The organism is Pantoea sp. SORGH_AS_0659, from assembly GCF_031453915.1.
GTDB classification, from domain to species: Bacteria; Pseudomonadota; Gammaproteobacteria; order Enterobacterales; family Enterobacteriaceae; genus Pantoea; species Pantoea leporis.
Genome location: NZ_JAVJAK010000001.1, coordinates 3,198,527 through 3,219,760, shown reverse-complemented (window position 1 = coordinate 3,219,760; position 21,234 = coordinate 3,198,527). Strand labels below are relative to the sequence as shown.

The window sequence follows — 21,234 nt, the reverse complement described above, 5'->3', positions numbered from 1 at the left end:
TTCCTCTACCCCCTAAGCAAACTGCGCTGTGCTTCACATAACGAAGCGTGATACAGCGCGCCTATGCTACTGACATTCCCCTTTTTTTATTTATGGCACAGCCTTTGCTTATATCCCTACGTGTCCGCGAAGACTCACTCAATTTCTTATCCGGAGGGGAACGTATGAAGCTGGTTACCGTGGTAATCAAACCATTTAAGCTGGAGGACGTGCGTGAAGCCTTATCCTCTATTGGCATTCAGGGACTGACCGTTACCGAGGTTAAAGGTTTTGGTCGCCAGAAAGGTCACGCAGAGCTTTATCGCGGTGCCGAGTACAGCGTTAACTTCCTGCCAAAAGTAAAAATTGATATCGCTATTGCGGACGACCAACTTGATGAAGTGGTCGATGTCATCAGCAAAGCCGCGTATACCGGCAAAATTGGCGACGGCAAGATTTTCGTCGCAGAACTGCAGCGCGTCATTCGTATTCGTACCGGCGAGACCGACGAAGCAGCACTGTAACTGGGGCTCTGAATTGTGATGGGATGGAAAGAAATGAATAAACTGATAACGAAGTTGGGCCTCACCAGCCTTGCGCTGTTACCTTCTCTGGCGATGGCGGCAGCCCCTGCAGTAGCGGATAAAGCCGATAACGCCTTTATGATGATCTGTACCGCCTTGGTACTGTTTATGTCGATTCCCGGCATTGCGCTGTTCTACGGCGGTTTGATTCGCGGCAAGAACGTGCTGTCGATGCTGACGCAGGTTGCGGTGACCTTCTCACTGGTTTGCGTGCTGTGGGTGATTTACGGCTACTCACTGGCGTTCAGTGAAGGCAACTCCTTCTTCGGTAGCTTCCAGTGGGCGATGCTGAAAAATATTGAGCTGAAAGCGCTGATGGGCAGCTTCTATCAGTACATTCACGTTGCGTTCCAGGCTTCCTTCGCCTGTATCACCGTCGGCCTGATTGTCGGTGCGCTGGCTGAACGTATTCGCTTCTCTGCGGTTCTGATCTTTGTGGTGGTATGGCTGACGCTGGCGTATCTGCCAATCGCACACATGGTGTGGGCGGGTGGCTTGCTGGCGCAAGACGGCGCGCTCGACTTCGCGGGCGGTACCGTGGTTCACATCAACGCCGCGGTTGCTGGCCTGGTGGGTGCTTACCTGGTGGGCAAACGTGCTGGTTTCGGCAAAGAAGCCTTCAAACCACACAACCTGCCGATGGTGTTCCTCGGTACCGCGATTCTGTATGTGGGCTGGTTCGGCTTCAACGCGGGTTCTGCTTCCTCAGCTAACGAAATCGCTGCGCTGGCGTTCCTGAATACCGTGGTGGCTACAGCGGGTGCGGTGCTGTCGTGGGTGTTTGGCGAGTGGGCGGTACGCGGTAAACCTTCTCTGCTCGGTGCTTGCTCTGGCTTCATCGCTGGTCTGGTGGCGATTACCCCAGCTTGTGGTTATGTCGGTGTCGGCGGCGCGCTGATTATCGGTCTGGCGGGTGGTTTAGCCGGTCTGTGGGGCGTAACAACCCTGAAGAAATGGCTGCGCGTTGATGACCCATGTGATGTGTTCGGTGTGCACGGCGTGTGTGGCATCCTCGGTTGTATCCTGACCGGCGTGTTCGCATCCTCTTCACTGGGTGGCGTAGGCTACGCAGAAGGCGTGACCATGGGCCATCAGGTTTGGATTCAGCTGTTCAGCGTAGGTGTGACCATCGTCTGGACTGCGGTTGTGGCCTTCATCGGCTTCAAACTGGCGGATATGATTGTTGGCCTGCGCGTTCCGGAAGATCAGGAACGTGAAGGTCTGGATGTGAACAGCCACGGCGAGAACGCTTACAACCAGTAACAGCCGGGCTGAAGAAGAGCAGTGCGCTAAAATTATAAAAAAACAGAGGGGCGATAATATCGCCCCTTTTTTTATGCGTCGCGTTGACGCATCACGCCCTCTTGCACCGTGGTCGCCACCAGTCGGCCATCCTGCGTATAAAACTCGCCACGCACAAAACCGCGCGCGCCGGAGGCGGAAGTGCTCACTACGCTGTACAGCAGCCATTCAGACAAGTCGAACGGACGATGGAACCACATTGAGTGATCGATGGTTGCAACCTGCATATCGGCTTCGAGGAAGCCTTTACCGTGCGGTTGCAGCGCCACCGGCAGGAAGTTGAGATCCGAGGCATAGCCCAGCAGGTATTGATGGATACGACGATCGGCCGGTAACTCGCCGTTGGCACGAATCCACACCTGACGCAGCGGCTTATCGACGTGGCCTTTCAGCGGGTTATGAATTTGCACCGGACGAATATCCAGCGGACGCTCGGCGAGGAATTTTTCTTTCAGCTTGAGTGGCAGATGCGCGGCCAGCTTCTTCGCCAAATCCTGTTCCGATGGCAGATTATCCGGGCCCGGCACCTGCGGCATTTCATTCTGATGCTCGAAGCCGCTTTCAGGTGCCTGGAACGAAGCCGTCATGTAGAAGATCGGCTGACCATTCTGTACCGCGCTAACGCGGCGTGCGCTGAAGCTTTTGCCGTCACGCAGCGTTTCGACATCATAAATGATGGCTTTTTGGCTATCGCCCGGACGTAGAAAGTAGCTGTGGAAGGAGTGAATGATGCGCTCTTCCGGCACCGTTTGTTTCGCGGCATACAGCGCCTGGCCGACTACCTGGCCACCAAACACCTGGCGCAAGCCCAGATCTTCGCTCTGACCACGAAACAGGCCTTCTTCCAGTTTTTCCAGATTTAATAAATTAAGCAGGTTGTGCAGTGCCTGGCTCATAGCGGATTCCTCAGCGTGACTTATCGCGTCAGTGTGAAAGATCCGACCAGTTTCCGTCAATGATTTTGCCGCGATTTCAGCGGGCTGGCGGAGGGTTTAGGCGCAATGCCGATATTTGTGCCAGAATTAAGGTCATTCGGCGGCTGAAAAGCTAAGCAATAAATTTACCGCCGACAATCATAGTGTTCATAAGGAGACGACATCGATGAAACTCTGGCAAGTTATTAGCGGTATGACCCTGGCTGCGGCGATTACCGGTTGTGCGGACCACAGCAAGCCGGTAGCCACACCTACACTCGGCTCAGCGGTAGCGGGGCAGCAGGCCGCGATTGCGCAGCCTAATGTCAGTGGTTCGGTGTATATCCGCCAGCGCATTGCGCTGCCGCCGGATTCTGTGCTGACCGTTACGCTATCAGATGCATCGCTGGCCGATGCGCCTTCGAAAGTGCTGTCGCAGCGCGTGGTGCGTACGGAAGGGAAACAGTCGCCGTTCCAGTTTGTCTTGCCGTTTAATCCGGCTGACATCCAGCCGAACGCGCGCATTCTGTTGAGTGCGGCGATTTCGATTGATGGCAAGCTGGCATTTATCACCGATACAGTGAAACCGGTGATTAATCAGGGCGGAACAAAAGCCGAACTGCTGTTGGTGCCAGTGACTAACGTCGCGATGCAAACCCAGCCGGGAGCAGCAACAACAGTGCCTTCGACTTCACCTACGCAGGTGACGCCATCTGCTTCGGTGCCGGCACCGACAAGTCTGTAATTTCGATTGATGGGACGGGAGAGCGCCGGAAGGCATCGTTGTTCCGTAAAGTCGCTGTCTCGTCCCTGAACGCTCGGCACACGCCATCAATGCCGTGTGACGCTTTACTCCACGACGATGCCTTCCAGCGTACGACGGGTTGGCTGCGGGCTTGTGCGCGACATATCGCACCGCTAAATTTCCCACCGATATTTCTCTAACTCGATCTCCCCAGCGTCGCTCACTTCAATCCCTTCCGCTTCCAGCGCATCGCGCTGACGAAACAAGTCGTCACCCTGCAGTGAAATGCGGCCATGGCGATTGATAACGCGAAACCAGGGTAATTTACTGCCTTCCGGCAAACGGCGTAATACGCCACCCACCTGGCGTGCCGCGCGCGGCGAACCCGCTAATTGCGCAACATCCCCGTAAGTAGTGACCTTTCCTGGCGGAATGGCCGCGATGATCTGCCAGACGCGCTCAGAGAAATTGTTTTGGTCGCTCATATGCGCACCTATTTTTATCTGGAAAGGGCAAACTTTAGCATGCAGAAGGGTAGACATCAGCGCATTGCTGTGTGCTTGCGCAAGAAACCAACGGTTGTCGGGCCTGCGCTTGCAATTGCCGGGGGCATACTTGATAATGCCTGCGCTCTCGAAATGAGGGCTTGTCAATGGGGGCCCTGTTGGTTCTCCCGCAATGCTAACTTGTGAACTCGGTCAGATCCGGAAGGAAGCAGCCGCAGCAGGCGACGCGTGTGCCGGGATGTAGCTGGCAGGGCCCCCACCAATTTGTACCCGCCTCATACTCCACAGAATTTTACGCACAGAAAAATCTGGCAATCCTTTGCCGGTGATTCAATCCTTGATCAAAACGATGATGGTGCAGATCGGCTGTTAGGGGAAAAACTTAGCGGACGAACTTCCAGACAGAAACCGGTACTTTATCGTAAAGCTTATTCATGGTCAGTTCAGCCAGACGATGATCGGCTGCCGAATAGAATACCGCGAGTTCATTATCAGGTAATTCATACTTGTTTTTTTCGATAACCCGTTCGAGGGTATCGATTGAGCGACAGCGGCGCAGTCGCATCAAATAATCTGTTTTAGTTAAGGCTTGGTTGCTCATAAATAAACCGGTCTCAGTCTGGTGCTAAAAGGAATGGCTAGGTTGTTGGAGATAAGCGCACTCTTCGGCAAACAGATTAAATAGGCGTTTTGCTGAACGCTGCCACCGTTGTAGATCCTGAGTATTGATTCCATAGCTGCTGAACAGCATAAAGGTATCGTCAAGATATTCATCGATTTGCGTAATCAGGGCTTCATCTTCAACGTGCTTAATTTTGTAATTCATCGTGAAAGAAGCGATATGCTCAATCAAATCGTTGAGCTGTAAATTGCTTTCCGAAGTAGGATCATTAACCCAACCATGATGGCTGTCAGTCAATGTCGCCATACTTTCGTCGAACAGGTTCTCACACAGGTATTTAAGCTGGGCAATATCATGCCGTTTCGGTGAGTATTCGTCCATCTTTTTCCCCTCCATAGCTAGCACAGTTACCGCAGCGCGGCGAGATTAAGAAAAGCTACCAGGAAGCGATATCGAATAAAATTGAATTCAGCGACTCCTTAAATGTAATCCACAATCATTAGCTTTGCTCACCTCAATTACCAAATATTACAATTCATCGGCGGGAGAGGGGCGCTCATTGCCAATCACGTCAAACACCAGCGCGCCGGGCTTTACCTGAAACAACACTTCTTCACGACGCGTAAACGTTTCATTTAAATCCAGGCAAGGATTAAATAAATTCCAGCTGAAATCGTAAAGCATTTTAAATCGATTATTGTCGGTTGGTTGAATAGATATAATCTGGAAGCTATCGGGAACTAATTGCGCGTTTTGAGAATACCACTGTAAATCACCGGCTAATGCCTCGGCTATTTTGAGAATATTCCCCTGGATAATTCTGACCAACTTTTCGCAATCGTCCTCATCCATAGCAATATCACAATGAATAATAGACGGCATTTTGTATCCAGTAAAAGAATGATGTTTCTATCATTGTGCTTATTGAGTGACATTGCAAGTCGCTAATAAACAGAAAGAGTAATCGTTGTGATGGGTTTTCATAACACAATCATGGCGAAACGGCGAATTAGCGCGGCTATCTTCATGATCGATCAACTTTTGAAACACTTTTGCCTGGGCGCAATTGAGGATGAGTCGGGTATGATAATTGTTATGTTATAACATTATTGGTTGTTGAGTATGAATCACAGCGGTTTACTTCTTTCCCTTGGCGGCCGTTTGCTGGTTGCGCTGATGCTGATTGCCTTGCTAGCGCTGGCCTTAGATTGGGGCATGCAGAAATGATGCATTTCAACCGCTTACAAGCCGGTTATCAAGGCCGTGCGGTGACGCCGGTCGTTAACGGTGAGCTGGCAACAGGCAGCATGACGGCGCTGATTGGCGCTAACGGCACCGGCAAATCGACATTATTAAAAACCATTGCCGGCTTACTACCGCCAATTTCCGGCAACTGCGAATTGCACATCCCACGCAAAGCGCTGGGCTGGTTACCGCAACGCAGTGAACTTGAAACCCGCTTTCCTCTTACTGCCTATGAACTGGTGGCGATGGGCTGCTGGCCACGCTGCGGCTGGTTTGGTGGTATCAATCGCGCCTTGCGCCTGGAAATCGATGCCGCGCTGGATGCGGTACAAATGCGTGAGTTCGCCGATGCGCAGCCATCGACGTTATCTGGCGGGCAACTGCAGCGCGTGCTGTTCGCGCGCTTAATGCTGCAGCGCAGCCAGCTGTGGCTGTTGGATGAACCCTTCAACGGCATTGATAGCCAAACCGTCACCTTGCTGATGTCGATCCTCGAACAGCAGCAGCAGGCGGGCACCACGTTATTAGTCGTGCTACACGATCGTCCGCTGGTGGCGCGCTATTTTAAGGATGTGTTATCGCTCGATGACGCTGATGCCGCACAAACGCCAAAGTTGCGTAGGGTGGCGTCGTGACATTACTCCAACCCTTTATCGAATTTGGTTTTATGCGCCGTGCGCTGGTGGCCTGCGTTGCATTAGCGATCAGCGCCACGCCGCTGGGCGTTTTCCTTTCCCTGCGCCGCATGAGTTTAGTCGGCGATGCCTTATCACATGCTGTGTTACCCGGCGCGGCGATTGGTTATCTGGTATCGGGATTATCGCTGGTGGCGATGGGTATCGGCGGCCTGATTGCCGGATTGGCGGTGGCGCTGCTCTCGGGAGCGGTCAGCCGTTATACGCATCTCAAAGAGGATGCCAGTTTTTCCGGCTTTTACCTCGGCTCTCTCGCACTCGGCGTCACACTGGTGTCGCTGCGCGGCTCCAGCGTAGATCTGCTGCACGTGTTATTTGGATCGCTGCTGGCGGTGGATAACGCGGCGATTCTGCTGGTCGGCGGCATTGCGGCTACGACCTTGCTGCTGCTGGCGGTGATCTTCCGTCCGCTGGTGATCGATGCCTTCGATCCCGATTTCCTGCGCGCTCAGGGCAAATGGAGCGCTCCGCTGGTGCACGGTCTGTTTCTGATGCTGGTGGTGCTCAATCTGGTGGCAGGCTTTCAGGTGCTGGGCACGCTGATGTCGGTGGGATTGATGATGCTGCCGGCCACCAGCGCACGCTTCTGGAGCCGCCATCTGGCTTACATGCTCGGCATCGCCATGCTGCTGGCGATCGTCTCAGCATTTATCGGCCTGATTCTTTCGTGGCATTTCTCGCTGCCGGCTGGACCGGCGGTGGTGCTCAGTGCTGCGGTGCTGTTTCTGCTTTCTGTTTTGACAGGACCATGTGGCGGCCTGTTGCGCCGTCGATAACCAAACCAATAAAGGGGATAGGAATGAAAAAGTTACCGCTGAGTCTGGCGATTGGCGCCATGCTGGCAAGCCCGCTGTCGCTGGCGAAAAGCGTTGATGTTGTGGCGAGCTTTACCGTGCTGGCGGATATCGTTAAACAGGTTGGTGGCGATCACGTTAACGTGAAATCGCTGGTCGGGCCGAATGGCGATCCGCACACCTTCGAACCGACGCCGCAGGATAGCCAGGCGCTGTCGAAGGCGGATGTGGTATTCGTGAGCGGTTTGGGCATGGAAGGCTGGATGGATCGCCTGATCAGCGCGTCAGGCTATAAAGGCACCATCGTAGTGGCATCGAACGGTGTCAACACGCGCAAGATGGAAGAGGACGGTAAAAGCGTCACCGATCCGCACGCGTGGAACAGCATGCAAAACGGTGTGATCTACGCCACTAATGTGATGAATGCGCTGATCAAAGCCGATCCAGAAGATGCGGCGGATATTCGTAAAAGCGGTGAAAGTTACATTCAGCAGCTGCAGAAGCTGGATAGCTGGGCGAAAAATGCCTTTGCCGAAGTGCCGAAGAGCAAGCGTAAAGTGCTGACCAGCCATGATGCCTTTGGCTACTTTGGCCAACGTTATGGCGTCAGTTTCCTGGCGCCGGTGGGCTTCTCTACCGAAGCGGAAGCCAGCGCCAGCGACGTGGCCTCGATCATCCAACAACTGAAGGCCGAGCACATCAAAACCTACTTTATGGAGAATCAAACCGATCCTCGACTGGTAAAACAGATTGCCAGCGAAACCGGCGCGCAGCCGGGCGGGGAACTTTATCCTGAGGCGCTGTCGGAAGCGAATGGCCCAGCAGCGACCTATGTCGCCGCGTTCAAACACAATGTTGACGCCATTTTGCATAGCATGAAGTAAAAAAAAGGCCGGGGAGCATCCCGGCCAACTATCACGACACTTTCCTACCTTTTTTTCTTTCTTCCCTGAACCGCCTTAAAGCGCGGGTTAGTTTTGCAAATCACATAGAGGCGACCTTTACGACGCACGACTTTGCAATCCTTATGGCGCGTCTTTGCAGAGCGCAATGAACTCAATACCTGCATCTGTTCTCTCCAGCGTTACTTGTTGCGCGACAGGAAGCTGCCGAAACGCTGGTTGAAGCGCGCGGTGCTGCCTTCTTTAGCAAAGTCTTTCTGCTTGCCGGTGTAGAACACGTGGGATTTTGACGAGACATCCAGCGTGACATATGGCAGCACTTCACCTTCATACTCAATGGTGCGCTCGGTTTTGATGGTGGAGCCGACTTTAAAGTATTCGTTGGCCGAGGTGTCGTGGAACACCACTGGGCGATAAAGAGGATGGATATTCGGTTTCATAGTAACCTCGCTATGTAATGTTATACTATAACAATAGTATGAGCCCGAACATGGCTGATTGCAACCGTGAAAAACGCAGGGATTTTGGTGGGGCAGGGGAACAGCAATAAAAAAGGCCGCATCAGCGGCCTTTTAGGGAAGAGTAAAACTTAGTGTTTGTGCTCAACCGGATGACCGTGTTCCAGGTCACCTTTGTTCTTACTGAAGCGGCGACGTACCACCACGAAGAACACCGGAACGAAGAAGATAGCCAGCGCGGTCGCTGTTACCATCCCGCCCATTACGCCGGTACCTACCGCATTTTGTGCGCCAGAACCCGCACCGGTGCTGATCGCCAGCGGCATTACGCCGAGGATAAAGGCGAGTGAGGTCATCAGAATCGGACGCAGACGCATACGGGATGCTTCCAGCGTGGATTCCACCAACCCTTTACCTTCCTTCTCCATCAAATCCTTGGCGAATTCGACAATCAGGATGGCGTTCTTCGCCGACAATCCTATGGTAGTCAACAAGCCCACCACAAAGTAGACGTCGTTACTTAAGCCGCGCAGCGTGGTGAAGATCAGTGCGCCGACAACACCCAGCGGTACCACCAACATGACCGAGAACGGAATCGACCAGCTCTCATACAGCGCGGCCAGACACAGGAACACCACAATCAGTGAGATAGCATACAGCGCCGGAGCCTGGTTACCTGACAAGCGTTCCTGATAGGACATGCCGGTCCAGTCGTAACCAATACCCGCCGGCAGTTTTCCTGCCAACTCTTCCATCAGGTTCATGGCATCACCGGAGCTCTTGCCTGGCGCAGCCTGGCCCAGAATCTCCATCGATGGCAAGCCGTTGTAACGTTCCAGACGCGGTGAACCGTACTGCCACTTCGCCGAAGAGAAGGCGGAGAACGGTACCATGGTGCCGCCGCTGTTGCGCACGTACCATTTACTGATATCGTCCGGCAACATACGTGAATCGGCCTTGCCCATAACGTACACCTTCTTCACGCGACCGCGGTCGATGAAGTCGTTGACGTAAGAACCGCCCCATGCTGAAGCCAGCGTGGTATTGATGTCAGACAGCGACACACCCAGCGCCTGCGCTTTCTCCTGATCGATGATCAGTTTGTACTGCGGCGTATCTTCCATGCCGTTTGGACGCACACCTACCAGCGTATCCGAATGCTGGGCGATCATGCCAAACAGCTGGTTACGCGCGGCGGTCAGCTTCTCGTGACCCAGGTTACCCTGATCGGTCAGCATGAAGTCGAAGCCGGTGGCGTTACCCAGTTCGATAATTGCTGGCAGGTTGAACGGGAACACCATCGCATCTTTGATTTGACCGAGCGCCTGCATGGCACGACCGGCAATCGCAGGCACTTTCAGGTTGGCATCGCCACGCTCATCCCACGGCTTGAGGCTGACGAACGCAATACCGGTGTTCTGTCCACGACCGGCGAAGCCGAAGCCGTTAACGGTAAACACGGAGTTAACGCTGTCTTTCTCTTTGGTCAGGAAGTAATCCGTCACCTGATCCAATACTTTCTGGGTACGTTCCTGGGTAGCACCGGCTGGCAATTGCGCCTGCGCCAGTAACAAACCCTGATCCTCTTCCGGCAGGAATGAGGTAGGCAGTTTCAGGAACAGGTACGCCATGCCGACCACGATCACCAGATAAATCAGCAGGTAACGGCCGGTGCTGCGAATGATATGACCGACACTATCAACGTAGTGGTTGGTGCTCTTATCAAACAGGCGGTTAAACCAGCCGAAGAAACCGGTAGTTTTGCCGTGAGCGCCTTTCTCCACCGGCTTCAGCATGGTGGCACAAAGCGCAGGCGTCAGGATCAACGCCACCAGCACCGACAGCGCCATCGCCGAAACAATGGTGATGGAGAACTGGCGATAAATGACGCCGGTTGAACCACCGAAGAACGCCATTGGAATAAATACCGCTGACAGCACCAAGGCAATACCGACCAATGCGCCCTGAATCTGCTCCATCGAACGTTTGGTCGCTTCTTTCGGCGGTAAGCCTTCTTCCGCCATTACACGTTCGACGTTCTCTACCACCACGATGGCGTCATCCACCAGCAGGCCGATGGCGAGCACCATCCCGAACATCGTCAGGGTGTTTATCGAGTAGCCAAAGGCACTGATGATCGCAAAGGTTCCGAGCAACACAACAGGAACGGCGATGGTTGGAATCAGCGTCGCACGGAAGTTTTGCAGGAACAGATACATCACCAGGAACACCAGCACGATTGCTTCGAACAGCGTTTTCACCACTTCGAAAATCGAAATTTTCACGAACGGTGTGGTGTCGTACGGATAAACCGTTTTCATGCCTGCCGGGAAGAACGGCTCCAGTTTCGCCAGTTCAGCTTTCACCGCATCGGCGGTGTCCAGTGCATTAGCGCCGGTGGCCAGTTTGATACCGATACCGGAAGCCGGTTTGCCGTTATAACGCGCGATGATCTCGTAGTTTTCACCACCGAGTTCAATCTTCGCCACGTCACGCAGACGTACCTGCGAACCATCCTGATTCACCTTCAGCAGAATATTGCCGAACTCATCTGTCGATGTCAGACGGGTTTGCGCAATGATCGAGGCATTCAGCTGTTGGCCCGGTACAGGTGGCGTACCGCCCAACTGACCCGCGGCGATCTGGGTGTTCTGGACTTTCAGCGCGTTGATCACATCCACTGGTGTCAGTGAATAGTTGTTCAGCTTGTGTGGGTCCAGCCAGATGCGCATCGCATACTGCGCACCAAACACCTGAGTATCACCGACACCCGGCATACGGCTGACCGGATCTTTGATGTTTGAAGCAACATAGTCAGAAATATCATTCTGCGTCATGGTGCCGTCATCACTGACAAAACCCGCTACCATCAGGAAGCTGCTAGAGGATTTCTTAACCTGAATACCCTGTTGCTGTACTTCCTGTGGCAGTAACGGCGTGGCCAGCTGCAGTTTGTTCTGCACCTGAACCTGCGCGATATCGGCATCAGTACCGGATTGGAAGGTCAGCGTCAGCGTCAATGTACCCGACGAGTCACTGCTCGAGGACATATACATCAGTCCATCGATACCGTTCATGTTTTGCTCGATGACCTGCGTCACCGAATCTTGCAGCGTTTTCGCATCAGCACCCGGATAGGTGGCCTGGATTTCAACCGCCGGCGGTGCAACATTGGGATATTGCTCAATCGGCAGGCTGATAATCGATAGCACACCAGCCAACATGATGATGATGGCGAGCACCCACGCAAAAATGGGGCGATCAATAAAGAACTTAGCCATGTATCAGTGGCTCCTGTTATGACGATGATTTAGCAGACGGTGATTCTGGTGCAGCTTTGGCATCATCGGAGACTTCTTTTGGCGTCACCTGCGCACCCGGTTTGGCACGCTGGATACCGGTGGTGATCACCCGATCGCCTTCTTTTAGACCTTCCGTCACCAGCCATTTGTCGCCAAATGCCTGATTAGCGGTGATGTTACGCGATTCCACTTTATTATCTGCGCCAACCACCATTGCGGTTGCCTGACCGGTTGGGGTGCGTGTTACGCCCTGTTGCGGCACCAGCAGTGCGGTGGGATTGGTGCCCTCATCCAGACGCGCACGAACAAACATGCCTGGCAGCAGGCGATTGTCCGGGTTCGGGAAGATGGCGCGCAGCGTGATCGAGCCGGTGGTTTCATCCACGCTCACATCAGAGAATTCCAATGTGCCTGTCTGCGGGTATGCGGTACCGTTTTGCATCAGCAGGGTGACGTTGGCCTTACCGTCGTTCTGTTTCAGCTGACCGGATTCCAGCTCTGCGCGCAGACGCAGGAAATCATCACTGGATTGGGTCACATCGACATACATAGGATCGAGCTGTTGCACGGTCGCCAGGGCAGTGGTTTGCCCGTTGGAAACCAGCGCACCTTCGGTTACCGACGATTTACCAATACGACCGCTGATGGGTGACGTCACTTTGGTATACGCCAGATTGATGCGCGCAGTTTCGACGTTGGCACGCGCAGCCTGGGCGGCTGCAGCAGTCTGAGCTGCGGTGCCTGCGGCGGTGTCATAGTCCTGCTGACTGATGTACTTAGTACCCAGCAGCGGCTTATAGCGAGTAATGGTTAACTGCGCAACACGCGCATTGGCTTCAGCCTGGGCGAGATCCGCTTTAGCGCTGTCGTAGGCCGCCTGATAGGTGGCTGGATCAATCTGATACAGCGACTGACCGGCTTTTACATCACTACCTTCAACAAAATTACGCTTGAGGATAATTCCTGACACCTGAGGGCGAACTTCCGCAACGCGGAAAGCCGAGGTACGGCCCGGCAGCTCGGTGGTAATTTTCAAGGGTTCGTTTTTTAACGTTACAACACCCACTTCTGGGGGCTGCTGCTGGGCGGCTTGCTGGGATTTATTATCATCACATCCTGTTAACACAAAGCTGCCTGATAGCATCAGGACGGCCGCCAGAGGCGCTAATCCTCTGTTTTTATTCATAAATAAACCTCTAGTGTCCGATATCAAATGATCAATGGATCACAAACCGATAAACCCATTGCTGCGTTAAAACACGGGTCATGCTATGGTACATACATTCACAAATGTATGTAAACTTACAAGTTTGTAAAAAAAGCCCAGCATGGCACGAAAAACCAAAGCGCAAGCTCTTGAAACACGGCATCAAATTCTTGACGCCGCATTAGCACACTTTTCCGAACATGGTGTGGCCGCCACGTCTCTGGCGGATATCGCAACAGCGGCCGGCGTCACGCGCGGGGCTATCTACTGGCATTTCAAAAATAAAGCCGATCTCTTACAGGAAATCTGGCTGCGTTGTGACGCTGGGCTGGACGATGTGGAACTTGAGTATCAGACAAAATACCCGGGCGATCCACTTTCTGTTGTTCGTTCTATGTTGATCTATATCCTTGACGCCACAGCAAAGGATCCGCAAAGACGCGCATTAATGGAGATTATCTTTCACAAATGTGAGTTTGTTGGCGAAATGTCGACGTTACAGGATATGCAGCAGAGCTTACTGCAAGCGTGTTACGATCGAATTGAAACTGTACTACGTCTTTGTATTGATGCCAGCCAATTGCCTGCGAACCTGAATACGCGTCAGGCGGCGCTACTGATGCGCGGCTACATCAATGGCATGATGGAAAGCTGGCTGTTTAACCCGCAAAGTTTTGATTTAGCAGCCGATGCGCCTCAGCTGGTGGATGCGTTTCTTGATATGTTGCGCCTGAGTCCAACGCTGCTTAGTCGGCCTTGATTTCCGCCGCTTGTTTCTGCTCATAATCTCGCTGAACAATCGCCAACGCAGCCAGCACGGTGGCGGTAGGGACATTATTCTCTTCAAGCAGTTGAATCAGATCGACGGCAAGTTTGATTTCGTCGGGTGCGCTGTCCAGTGACATTTTTTCTCCTAAATACGTAATTTCGCCGCGACCAGCAGCATTAACAGTGCGCCCAGCAGTGCGCTGGCGAAACCGGCTGGATGCAGGACGGCCAGATCGCCGGTGGTGAAGTAGGTGGCGATATAGCCGCCAATCAGCGCGCCAATCACCGCCAGTACCAACGTCGGCACAAATCCTCCCGGACGACCGGGAAAAATCACCCGTTTGAGCCAGCCTGCCGCTAAACCGATCACAATCCATAATACCAGCGTCATGATTTTACTCCTTTTTCTCACCGCAATGAGTATAGAGGAAAAAGCGCCGCGTTCAGCGCGGCATAGGCGGCAACTCCAGTTTGTAGATAGCTGCGCGGCAGCGTGCCAAACGTTCTTGCAGCTGATCGACTTCACGAATTAACTGCTGCTGAACGCTCAGCGTTTCAGCGCGCGCCAGATGCTGCTCGCGCTGAGCAATCATCGCCAGTAAGCGTTTTTCGTAGCCTTGATACTCTTCACGCTTGGCCTGGCGTGCATCGACACGTGGCCGCTCGCGCTTGACGCGCAACTGCTGGCTCTGGCATTCGCGCTGTAATGCGGCAATTTGATCCAGCACTTTCTCTGCCAGCCATTGACGGCGCGCCACATCAGTGTCAGCAGCGGTTAACTGCGTCACATTGCCTTTCAGCTCGCGCAGATAATCCGCCAGACGCGTGCCGCTGGTGCGAAACAGGTGAGAATCAAAACGGGGCTGACGACAGGCACCATCCGGCTGCTGCGCAATCTGCTGGCGCAGTAACTCTAACATGGCATGGAGACGTTGCTGGGCGGGCGGTTGGGGCATCACTCTGTTTCCGACTGTGTTAACGTAACGCTGTTTTTGACTTATTCAGGCATCAGGCATGCAGCGCATTTTACTACTGAGCCTTGGCTGGCTGGCGATTGTGCTAGGTACGCTGGGCATTGTATTACCTTTATTACCGACGACGCCATTTGTGTTGCTGGCGGCCTGGTGTTTTGCCCGCTCGTCGCCGCGTTTCCATCATTGGTTGCTATGGAAGTCGCCGTTTGGTCGCTTTATTCGCCACTGGCAGCAGCATCGTGCCATGCCGCCCGGCGCCAAAGGGCGCGCCATGTTGCTGATTGTGATTACCTTTTCGGTGTCCCTTTATTTAGTAAACCTGCTGTGGGTGCGCATCCTGTTAGGCGCGATGCTGTGCCTGCTGCTGCTTTTTATGTGGCGCATTCCGGTTGTAACCGAGGATGCCAACCCGCCACAACAGTAGCGTGAGGGTTGCATTTAGCCGGGTATTTGCATAGATTTGGGCATCTTCGTGCGTGGCTTCCCTTATAAACGACTTCGCTTAACCCGGTTTCCGGGGTTTGGCGCTAGAGAAGCTGCGCGTATTAGATATTTTCTCTAGGCGTAACATTTATGACCGCAACTGCGCAGCAGCTTGAACTCATCAAAAACAGCATTAAAAGCATTCCTGACTATCCGAAGCCGGGCATTCTGTTCCGTGACGTGACCAGTCTGATGGAAGATCCGCAGGCGTATGCCGCGTCGATCGCCATTCTGGTGGAGCGTTATCGTAACAAAGGCATCACCAAGGTGGTGGGAACGGAAGCGCGTGGCTTCCTGTTTGGCGCACCGGTGGCGCTGGGTTTGGGCGTGGGTTTTGTGCCGGTGCGTAAGCCGGGCAAACTGCCGCGTGACACCTTCAGCGAAAGCTACGAGCTGGAGTACGGCACCGATGCGCTGGAACTGCACAAAGATGCCATTAAACCAGGCGATGTGGTGCTGGTGGTGGACGATCTGCTGGCGACTGGCGGCACGCTGGAAGCAACGGTGAAGCTGATCCGCCGCGCCGGTGGAGAAGTGAAAGACGCCGCATTCGTGATTAATCTGTTTGACCTGACCGGTGAAGCCCGCCTGACTGCCATGGGCGTCGAGTGCTTCAGCCTGGTGAATTTCCCCGGCCACTAAGGCCTGCGCGCTCCGCTGCACGGCGGGGCGCCACCTCTGCAAAGTTAGTGGTTGCTGATCCGCTGGTGGCTGTTAAACTACTGCCAAAATAAACAGGGTTTGCGAAGCTGCATTTTCTCCCTTCTCCCTAAATTCCAGTGATTGAATCCACATGAGCTATCAGGTACTTGCGCGAAAATGGCGTCCCCAGGCCTTCGCTGACGTAGTCGGTCAGGAACATGTGCTGACTGCGCTGGCCAACGGGTTGTCACTGGGACGAATCCATCATGCTTATCTCTTTTCTGGCACACGCGGCGTCGGGAAAACCTCGATCGCCCGTCTGCTGGCGAAGGGGCTTAACTGTGAAACCGGCATCACGTCAACGCCGTGCGGGCAATGCGATAACTGCCGCGAAATCGAGCAGGGCCGTTTTGTCGATCTGATTGAGATCGATGCCGCATCACGCACCAAAGTTGAAGATACGCGCGATCTGCTCGATAACGTGCAGTACGCGCCGGCGCGCGGTCGCTTCAAGGTCTATCTGATCGATGAAGTGCACATGCTGTCGCGTCACAGCTTCAACGCGCTGCTGAAAACGCTGGAAGAGCCGCCATCGCACGTTAAATTCCTGCTGGCGACCACCGATCCGCAGAAGCTGCCTGTGACGATTTTGTCCCGCTGCCTGCAATTCCATCTCAAAGCGCTCGACGTTGAGCAAATCCAGCAGCAGCTGGCGCATGTGTTGCAGCAGGAGCAGATTGCTGCCGAACCGCGTGCGCTGCATCTGCTGGCGCGCGCCGCTGACGGCAGCATGCGCGATGCGCTGAGCCTGACCGACCAGGCGATTGCCATGGGGCAGGGCAGCGTAACGCGTGACACCGTGGCACAAATGCTCGGCACGCTCGACGATGAACAGCCGCTGGCGCTGATTGAAGCGCTGGTGGATGGCCAGGGCGAACAGGTGATGGCGCTGCTGAATCAGGCCGCGTCGCGTGGGGTTGAGTGGGAAGCGCTGCTGGTCGAGATGCTGCGTTTACTGCACCGCATTGCGATGGTGCAGCTGCTGCCAGGCTCGCTCAGCGAGGACGATCTCAGCCAGGCCGATCGCCTGCGCGAGTTAGCGCGCGTGCTGCCACCGGCTGACGTGCAGCTCTATTACCAAACGTTGTTGATGGGACGTAAAGATCTGCCGCTGGCACCGGATCGGCGCTTAGGCGTAGAGATGACGCTGCTGCGGGCGCTGGCGTTCCATCCGCAGGCAACGATTGCGGAGCCGGTGGCGCGTCCCACCTTGACGCCACAAGCTGCGCCGCAGGTTGCTGCGCCACAAGCCGCCGCGAAAACCGCGCCCGCACCGGCTGCGCAGCCGCAGATGGCACCGCCAAACCCTGACGCGCCGCCGGTGTCGGATGATTATCCAGACATGCAGCCCGCGCCCGATCCGTTACCTGACTCCACCAGCCAGTTGTTACAGGCGCGAACGCAGTTGCTGCGTCAGGGAGCCGGCAAAGCAAAAAAGAGTGAGCCGGCAGCGCGTTCCGCGCGGCCGGCGAATCCGGCGCTGGAACGTCTCGCTAGCGTCACTGAACGTGTGCAACAACGTGCGTCTGAACCCACGGTAAAAGCCCCGGCCAAACCGGAAGCCTATCGCTGGAAAACGCAGCTGCCGGTGGAGGTTAAAGCGGAGCCGGTGGCGACGCCAAAAGCCTTGCGTTCGGCACTGGAGCATGAGAAAACCCCTGAGCTGGCGCTGCGTCTGGCGGAAGAAGCCCAGCAGCGCGATGCGTGGGCTGCTGAAATCGCCGCGCTGACGCTACCGAAACTGGTGCAGCAAGTGGCGCTCAATGCGTGGAAAGAGGTGGGCGAAGCCGGCGTTACGCTGCATCTGCGCAGCAGTCAGCGCCATCTGAATTCAGCTTCTGCCAGGCAGGCGCTGGCGGAAGCGCTGAGTCAGTCTGCCGGTCAGCCGGTTGAATTGACGATTATTGAAGACGATAATCCTACGGTATTGACGCCACTGGAGTGGCGCCAGGCCATTTATGAAGAGAAGCTGTCGCAGGCGCGACAGTCGATCGAAAGCGATACCCATATTCAGACATTGCGTCGATTCTTCGATGCCGATTTGGATGAAGAGAGTATTCGACCGGTGTGAACATGCTGCCGCGCGTCAACTGCGCGCAGCCCCAGCAGAGAGAGAAAACTATGTTTGGTAAAGGCGGATTGGGCAACCTGATGAAACAGGCCCAGCAGATGCAAGACAAAATGGCCAAAGTGCAGGAAGAGATCGCCGCGATCGAAGTGACCGGTGAATCAGGCGCTGGCTTGGTTAAAGTAACCATCAACGGTGCGCACAACTGCCGTCGTGTCGAAGTCGATCCTAGCTTGCTGGAAGATGACAAAGACATGCTGGAAGATCTGATCGCCGCGGCCTTCAACGATGCGGCACGCCGTATTGACGAAACGCAGAAAGAGAAGATGGCTGCGGTCTCTTCAGGTATGCAGCTGCCGCCTGGCTTCAAGATGCCGTTCTGATGCAAACCAGTCCACTGCTTGAATCTTTGATGGAGTCGTTGCGCTGCCTGCCGGGCGTTGGCCCGAAGTCGGCGCAGCGTATGGCTTTTCAGCTGTTGCAGCGCGATCGTAGCGGTGGCATGCGTCTGGCGCAGGCATTGACCCGCGCCATGTCGGAAATCGGTCACTGCGCCGATTGCCGTACCTTCACCGAACAGGAAATCTGCACCATCTGCGCCAATCCGCGTCGTCAGCAAAACGGCCAGATTTGTGTGGTGGAGAGCCCGGCAGATATCCACGCCATTGAGCAGACCGGCCAGTTTGGCGGCCGCTACTTTGTGCTGATGGGGCACTTGTCACCGCTGGATGGCATTGGTCCACAGGATATCGGCCTGGATCGGCTGGAGCAGCGTCTCGAGCGCGAAACCTTAACCGAAGTGATCCTCGCCACCAATCCCACGGTGGAAGGGGAAGCCACGGCCAACTACATCGCCGAGCTGTGCGGACAATATGGCGTTGATGCCAGCCGCATTGCACACGGTGTGCCGGTCGGTGGTGAGCTGGAAATGGTCGATGGCACCACGCTGTCGCACTCGCTCGCCGGACGCCACAAGATTAATTTCTAATCACTTGCCGATGTCTTCACAGACATCGGCTTGAAATCCTCTCCTTCATCCCCATTTCTCTCTCAACGTATCATCAACCCCGATTCAGTTGAGGTAGCAATGACCATGAAAGGACAAGAGACGCGTGGCTTCCAGTCAGAGGTAAAACAACTTCTGCACCTGATGATCCATTCACTCTATTCAAATAAAGAGATTTTCCTGCGCGAGCTGATTTCCAACGCTTCAGATGCCGCCGACAAACTGCGCTTCCGCGCGCTGTCGACGCCCGATCTGTATGAAGGCGACGGCGACCTGCGCGTACGTATCTCGGTCAATCCGGAAAATCGCACGCTGACGCTCAGCGATAACGGCATCGGTATGCGCCGTGATGAGGTGATTGAGAACCTCGGCACCATCGCTAAATCCGGCACCAAATCCTTCCTCGAATCCATGGGCTCCGACCAGGCGAAAGACAGCCAGCTGATCGGCCAGTTCGGCGTGGGCTTCTACTCTGCGTTCATTGTGGCGGATAAAGTCACCGTGCGCACCCGCGCCGCCGGCGCGAAAGCCGATGAAGCGGTGTTCTGGGAATCTGCTGGCGAAGGCGAATATACGCTGGCAGAGATTGAGAAAGCCGATCGCGGTACCGAAATCACGCTGCACTTCCGTGAAGGCGAAGATGATTTCCTCGATGCGTGGCGCGTGCGTAACGTGATCAGCAAATACTCCGATCACATCGCGCTGCCGGTTGAGATTGAAAGCAAAGACGAAGAGAGCGACACCACCACCTGGGAAAAGATCAACAAAGCCCAGGCGCTGTGGACGCGCAACAAGTCTGAGATCAGCGACGACGAGTACAACGAGTTCTACAAACACATCGCCCACGATTTCAGCGATCCGGCGATCTGGAGCCATAACCGCGTGGAAGGTAAGCAGGAATACACCAGCCTGCTGTATATCCCGGCGCGTGCGCCGTTCGACATGTGGAACCGCGACAGCAAGCACGGCCTGAAACTCTACGTACAGCGCGTGTTCATCATGGACGATGCCGAGCAGTTCATGCCGAACTACCTGCGCTTCGTGCGTGGTTTGATAGATTCCAACGATCTGCCGCTGAACGTATCGCGTGAAATCCTGCAGGACAGCCGTGTGACCCAGAGCCTGCGTGGCGCGCTGACCAAGCGTAGCCTGCAGATGTTAGAGAAGCTGGCGAAAGACGACGCGGAAAAATATCAGCAGTTCTGGAAAGAGTTCGGTCTGGTACTGAAAGAAGGTCCAGCCGAAGACAACGCTAACCAGCAACAGATTGCCAAACTGCTGCGTTTCGCCACCAGCCAGAGCGAAAGCGCAGAGCAGACCGTTTCGCTCGACGATTACGTGACGCGCATGGTGGAAGGTCAGGACAAGATTTACTACATCACCGCCGACAGCTATGCCGCTGCGAAGAGCAGCCCGCATCTGGAACTGTTCCGCAAGAAAGGCATCGAGGTGCTGCTGCTCTCCGATCGTATCGACGAATGGATGATGAGCTACCTCACCGAGTTCGACGGCAAAACCTTCCAGTCAGTCAGCAAAGCGGATGATTCGCTGAGCAAACTGGCCGATGAAGAGACCGAAGAGCAGAAAGAAGCGGAGAAGGCGCTGGAGCCGTTTGTTGAGCGTGTGAAAACGCTGCTGGGCGAGCGTGTGAAAGAGGTGCGTCTGACGCATCGTCTCACTGACACGCCAGCGATCGTCACCACCGATGCTAACGAAATGACCACGCAGATGGCGAAGCTGTTTGCCGCGGCCGGTCAGGACGTGCCGGACGTGAAGTACATTTTCGAGATCAATCCGGATCATACGCTGGTGAAACGCGTGGCTGATACCCAGGACGAGACGCGCTTTGCCGAGTGGGTTGAGCTGCTGCTGGATCAGGCGCTGCTCGCCGAGCGCGGTACGCTTGACGATCCAAACCAGTTCATCCGTCGTATGAACCAGTTGCTGACGGCGTAATCGCACCAAACCCGAAAGGTCG

The 21,234-nt window shown here is 54.8% G+C and carries 25 protein-coding genes, 1 other RNA gene and 1 other annotated feature; of the genes, 14 read left to right on the top strand and 12 right to left on the bottom strand.

Going from position 1 to position 21,234, the window contains the following annotated elements; translation table 11 throughout:
• Positions 1–164 precede the first annotated feature (164 nt).
• Together glnK and amtB are read left to right on the top strand one after the other, a co-directional pair.
• Positions 165–503 carry a P-II family nitrogen regulator gene (gene glnK, locus Q3H59_RS15305; RefSeq protein ID WP_007886947.1) on the top strand — a complete coding sequence of 113 codons (339 nt, stop codon included), beginning with the start codon at positions 165–167 and terminating at the stop codon, positions 501–503.
• A 33-nt stretch (positions 504–536) separates the two neighbouring features.
• Positions 537–1,826, top strand: coding sequence for an ammonium transporter AmtB (amtB, locus tag Q3H59_RS15300; protein WP_064740463.1), 1,290 nt, complete (start codon positions 537–539; stop codon positions 1,824–1,826).
• Positions 1,827–1,897: 71 nt separating this feature from the next.
• On the opposite strand, the gene tesB is transcribed toward amtB, so the two are convergent.
• Entirely contained in the window at positions 1,898–2,761 is an 864-nt protein-coding gene (tesB, locus tag Q3H59_RS15295) for an acyl-CoA thioesterase II (protein ID WP_309835682.1), read from the bottom strand.
• A gap of 205 nt (positions 2,762–2,966) precedes the next feature.
• Here tesB and Q3H59_RS15290 point away from each other — a divergent pair, with 205 nt between their 5' ends.
• A complete protein-coding gene (locus tag Q3H59_RS15290) occupies positions 2,967–3,524 on the top strand; it encodes a YbaY family lipoprotein (protein ID WP_110867736.1) in 558 nt (185 codons plus the stop codon).
• A gap of 173 nt (positions 3,525–3,697) precedes the next feature.
• On the opposite strand, the gene Q3H59_RS15285 is transcribed toward Q3H59_RS15290, so the two are convergent.
• Positions 3,698–4,009 carry an MGMT family protein gene (locus tag Q3H59_RS15285; RefSeq protein WP_008103902.1) on the bottom strand — a complete coding sequence of 104 codons (312 nt, stop codon included), beginning with the start codon at positions 4,007–4,009 and terminating at the stop codon, positions 3,698–3,700.
• A 177-nt stretch (positions 4,010–4,186) separates the two neighbouring features.
• On the opposite strand from Q3H59_RS15285, the gene ffs reads away from it, so the two are divergent.
• An RNA gene (ffs, locus tag Q3H59_RS15280) (signal recognition particle sRNA small type) lies at positions 4,187–4,283 on the top strand.
• 129 nt (positions 4,284–4,412) lie between these two features.
• On the opposite strand, the gene Q3H59_RS15275 is transcribed toward ffs, so the two are convergent.
• From Q3H59_RS15275 to Q3H59_RS15265, 3 genes are all read right to left on the bottom strand, one after another.
• Positions 4,413–4,631 (bottom strand): HHA domain-containing protein, encoded by a 219-nt coding sequence (locus Q3H59_RS15275; protein ID WP_007886938.1) that lies wholly within the window; start codon positions 4,629–4,631, stop codon positions 4,413–4,415.
• Between the two features lie 24 nt (positions 4,632–4,655).
• Positions 4,656–5,033 (bottom strand): Hha toxicity modulator TomB, encoded by a 378-nt coding sequence (gene tomB, locus Q3H59_RS15270; protein WP_007886936.1) that lies wholly within the window; start codon positions 5,031–5,033, stop codon positions 4,656–4,658.
• 147 nt (positions 5,034–5,180) lie between these two features.
• Complete coding sequence (locus tag Q3H59_RS15265; RefSeq protein ID WP_309835679.1) at positions 5,181–5,534, bottom strand: hypothetical protein; 354 nt, start codon at positions 5,532–5,534, stop codon at positions 5,181–5,183.
• 341 nt (positions 5,535–5,875) lie between these two features.
• On the opposite strand from Q3H59_RS15265, the gene Q3H59_RS15260 reads away from it, so the two are divergent.
• The 3 genes from Q3H59_RS15260 to Q3H59_RS15250 are packed head-to-tail and all read left to right on the top strand — an operon-like array spanning position 5,876 to position 8,270.
• Entirely contained in the window at positions 5,876–6,532 is a 657-nt protein-coding gene (locus Q3H59_RS15260; protein WP_277974599.1) for a metal ABC transporter ATP-binding protein, read from the top strand.
• Positions 6,529–7,368: a metal ABC transporter permease gene (locus tag Q3H59_RS15255; protein ID WP_101762408.1), complete on the top strand. Its 840-nt coding sequence runs from the start codon at positions 6,529–6,531 to the stop codon at positions 7,366–7,368. The genes Q3H59_RS15260 and Q3H59_RS15255 overlap by 4 nt, the downstream gene beginning before the upstream one ends.
• Positions 7,369–7,391: 23 nt before the next feature.
• The gene (locus Q3H59_RS15250; RefSeq protein ID WP_110867733.1) at positions 7,392–8,270 is read left to right on the top strand and encodes a metal ABC transporter substrate-binding protein; all 879 of its coding nucleotides are present in this window, start codon (positions 7,392–7,394) and stop codon (positions 8,268–8,270) included.
• A 44-nt stretch (positions 8,271–8,314) separates the two neighbouring features.
• Here the strand turns inward: Q3H59_RS15250 and ykgO are convergent, their stop codons facing one another.
• The 4 genes from ykgO to Q3H59_RS15230 form a co-directional block, all read right to left on the bottom strand.
• The gene (gene ykgO, locus Q3H59_RS15245; protein WP_309835673.1) at positions 8,315–8,455 is read right to left on the bottom strand and encodes a type B 50S ribosomal protein L36; all 141 of its coding nucleotides are present in this window, start codon (positions 8,453–8,455) and stop codon (positions 8,315–8,317) included.
• 15 nt (positions 8,456–8,470) lie between these two features.
• On the bottom strand, positions 8,471–8,728 hold the full coding sequence (locus tag Q3H59_RS15240; RefSeq protein ID WP_101762406.1) for a type B 50S ribosomal protein L31: 258 nt from the start codon (positions 8,726–8,728) through the stop codon (positions 8,471–8,473).
• A gap of 149 nt (positions 8,729–8,877) precedes the next feature.
• Positions 8,878–12,027: a multidrug efflux RND transporter permease subunit AcrB gene (locus Q3H59_RS15235; protein WP_101762405.1), complete on the bottom strand. Its 3,150-nt coding sequence runs from the start codon at positions 12,025–12,027 to the stop codon at positions 8,878–8,880.
• Between the two features lie 16 nt (positions 12,028–12,043).
• Positions 12,044–13,234 (bottom strand): efflux RND transporter periplasmic adaptor subunit, encoded by a 1,191-nt coding sequence (locus Q3H59_RS15230; RefSeq protein WP_309835669.1) that lies wholly within the window; start codon positions 13,232–13,234, stop codon positions 12,044–12,046.
• 142 nt (positions 13,235–13,376) lie between these two features.
• On the opposite strand from Q3H59_RS15230, the gene acrR reads away from it, so the two are divergent.
• Entirely contained in the window at positions 13,377–14,015 is a 639-nt protein-coding gene (gene acrR / locus Q3H59_RS15225; protein ID WP_110867732.1) for a multidrug efflux transporter transcriptional repressor AcrR, read from the top strand.
• Here the strand turns inward: acrR and rsmS are convergent.
• Genes rsmS through Q3H59_RS15210 form a run of 3 tightly spaced genes read right to left on the bottom strand, consistent with a single transcriptional unit; the run spans position 14,002 to position 14,979 of the window.
• Positions 14,002–14,160, bottom strand: coding sequence for a pleiotropic regulatory protein RsmS (gene rsmS / locus Q3H59_RS15220; protein ID WP_192414050.1), 159 nt, complete (start codon positions 14,158–14,160; stop codon positions 14,002–14,004). The two genes, acrR and rsmS, sit on opposite strands and share 14 nt — an antisense overlap.
• A gap of 8 nt (positions 14,161–14,168) precedes the next feature.
• Entirely contained in the window at positions 14,169–14,414 is a 246-nt protein-coding gene (locus tag Q3H59_RS15215; protein ID WP_137385287.1) for a GlsB/YeaQ/YmgE family stress response membrane protein, read from the bottom strand.
• A gap of 52 nt (positions 14,415–14,466) precedes the next feature.
• Entirely contained in the window at positions 14,467–14,979 is a 513-nt protein-coding gene (locus Q3H59_RS15210) for a primosomal replication protein (RefSeq protein ID WP_309835665.1), read from the bottom strand.
• Positions 14,980–15,037: 58 nt separating this feature from the next.
• Here Q3H59_RS15210 and Q3H59_RS15205 point away from each other — a divergent pair, with 58 nt between their 5' ends.
• The 6 genes from Q3H59_RS15205 (at position 15,038) to htpG (ending at position 21,212) form a co-directional block, all read left to right on the top strand.
• The gene (locus Q3H59_RS15205; RefSeq protein ID WP_101762399.1) at positions 15,038–15,421 is read left to right on the top strand and encodes a DUF454 family protein; all 384 of its coding nucleotides are present in this window, start codon (positions 15,038–15,040) and stop codon (positions 15,419–15,421) included.
• Between the two features lie 149 nt (positions 15,422–15,570).
• Positions 15,571–16,122: an adenine phosphoribosyltransferase gene (apt, locus tag Q3H59_RS15200; protein WP_101762398.1), complete on the top strand. Its 552-nt coding sequence runs from the start codon at positions 15,571–15,573 to the stop codon at positions 16,120–16,122.
• Positions 16,123–16,273: 151 nt separating this feature from the next.
• A complete protein-coding gene (gene dnaX / locus Q3H59_RS15195; protein WP_309835662.1) occupies positions 16,274–18,253 on the top strand; it encodes a DNA polymerase III subunit gamma/tau in 1,980 nt (659 codons plus the stop codon).
• Positions 17,595–17,656, top strand: a sequence feature (DnaX frameshifting element). (Overlaps the previous gene by 62 nt.)
• 50 nt (positions 18,254–18,303) lie before the next feature.
• Positions 18,304–18,633: a YbaB/EbfC family nucleoid-associated protein gene (locus tag Q3H59_RS15190; RefSeq protein ID WP_008103874.1), complete on the top strand. Its 330-nt coding sequence runs from the start codon at positions 18,304–18,306 to the stop codon at positions 18,631–18,633.
• Entirely contained in the window at positions 18,633–19,238 is a 606-nt protein-coding gene (gene recR, locus Q3H59_RS15185) for a recombination mediator RecR (protein ID WP_008103873.1), read from the top strand. Before Q3H59_RS15190 ends, recR begins: the two co-directional genes overlap by 1 nt.
• A gap of 99 nt (positions 19,239–19,337) precedes the next feature.
• Positions 19,338–21,212, top strand: coding sequence for a molecular chaperone HtpG (gene htpG, locus Q3H59_RS15180; protein WP_101762396.1), 1,875 nt, complete (start codon positions 19,338–19,340; stop codon positions 21,210–21,212).
• Positions 21,213–21,234: the final 22 nt, after the last annotated feature.

Excerpts from the sequence above, each read along its gene's own strand:
- acrR (WP_110867732.1), top strand. The coding sequence starts at position 13,377 with ATGGCACGAAAAACCAAAGCGCAAGCTCTTGAAACACGGCATCAAATT.
- Q3H59_RS15210 (WP_309835665.1), bottom strand. The coding sequence starts at position 14,979 with ATGCCCCAACCGCCCGCCCAGCAACGTCTCCATGCCATGTTAGAGTTA.
- Q3H59_RS15240 (WP_101762406.1), bottom strand. The coding sequence starts at position 8,728 with ATGAAACCGAATATCCATCCTCTTTATCGCCCAGTGGTGTTCCACGAC.
- Q3H59_RS15275 (WP_007886938.1), bottom strand. The coding sequence starts at position 4,631 with ATGAGCAACCAAGCCTTAACTAAAACAGATTATTTGATGCGACTGCGC.
- amtB (WP_064740463.1), top strand. The coding sequence starts at position 537 with ATGAATAAACTGATAACGAAGTTGGGCCTCACCAGCCTTGCGCTGTTA.
- htpG (WP_101762396.1), top strand. The coding sequence starts at position 19,338 with ATGACCATGAAAGGACAAGAGACGCGTGGCTTCCAGTCAGAGGTAAAA.
- Q3H59_RS15290 (WP_110867736.1), top strand. The coding sequence starts at position 2,967 with ATGAAACTCTGGCAAGTTATTAGCGGTATGACCCTGGCTGCGGCGATT.
- rsmS (WP_192414050.1), bottom strand. The coding sequence starts at position 14,160 with ATGTCACTGGACAGCGCACCCGACGAAATCAAACTTGCCGTCGATCTG.
- Q3H59_RS15215 (WP_137385287.1), bottom strand. The coding sequence starts at position 14,414 with ATGACGCTGGTATTATGGATTGTGATCGGTTTAGCGGCAGGCTGGCTC.
- ykgO (WP_309835673.1), bottom strand. The coding sequence starts at position 8,455 with ATGCAGGTATTGAGTTCATTGCGCTCTGCAAAGACGCGCCATAAGGAT.
- recR (WP_008103873.1), top strand. The coding sequence starts at position 18,633 with ATGCAAACCAGTCCACTGCTTGAATCTTTGATGGAGTCGTTGCGCTGC.
- tesB (WP_309835682.1), bottom strand. The coding sequence starts at position 2,761 with ATGAGCCAGGCACTGCACAACCTGCTTAATTTATTAAATCTGGAAAAA.
- tomB (WP_007886936.1), bottom strand. The coding sequence starts at position 5,033 with ATGGACGAATACTCACCGAAACGGCATGATATTGCCCAGCTTAAATAC.
- Q3H59_RS15260 (WP_277974599.1), top strand. The coding sequence starts at position 5,876 with ATGATGCATTTCAACCGCTTACAAGCCGGTTATCAAGGCCGTGCGGTG.
- Q3H59_RS15205 (WP_101762399.1), top strand. The coding sequence starts at position 15,038 with ATGCAGCGCATTTTACTACTGAGCCTTGGCTGGCTGGCGATTGTGCTA.
- apt (WP_101762398.1), top strand. The coding sequence starts at position 15,571 with ATGACCGCAACTGCGCAGCAGCTTGAACTCATCAAAAACAGCATTAAA.
- glnK (WP_007886947.1), top strand. The coding sequence starts at position 165 with ATGAAGCTGGTTACCGTGGTAATCAAACCATTTAAGCTGGAGGACGTG.
- Q3H59_RS15235 (WP_101762405.1), bottom strand. The coding sequence starts at position 12,027 with ATGGCTAAGTTCTTTATTGATCGCCCCATTTTTGCGTGGGTGCTCGCC.
- Q3H59_RS15250 (WP_110867733.1), top strand. The coding sequence starts at position 7,392 with ATGAAAAAGTTACCGCTGAGTCTGGCGATTGGCGCCATGCTGGCAAGC.
- Q3H59_RS15230 (WP_309835669.1), bottom strand. The coding sequence starts at position 13,234 with ATGAATAAAAACAGAGGATTAGCGCCTCTGGCGGCCGTCCTGATGCTA.
- Q3H59_RS15190 (WP_008103874.1), top strand. The coding sequence starts at position 18,304 with ATGTTTGGTAAAGGCGGATTGGGCAACCTGATGAAACAGGCCCAGCAG.
- dnaX (WP_309835662.1), top strand. The coding sequence starts at position 16,274 with ATGAGCTATCAGGTACTTGCGCGAAAATGGCGTCCCCAGGCCTTCGCT.
- Q3H59_RS15285 (WP_008103902.1), bottom strand. The coding sequence starts at position 4,009 with ATGAGCGACCAAAACAATTTCTCTGAGCGCGTCTGGCAGATCATCGCG.
- Q3H59_RS15265 (WP_309835679.1), bottom strand. The coding sequence starts at position 5,534 with ATGCCGTCTATTATTCATTGTGATATTGCTATGGATGAGGACGATTGC.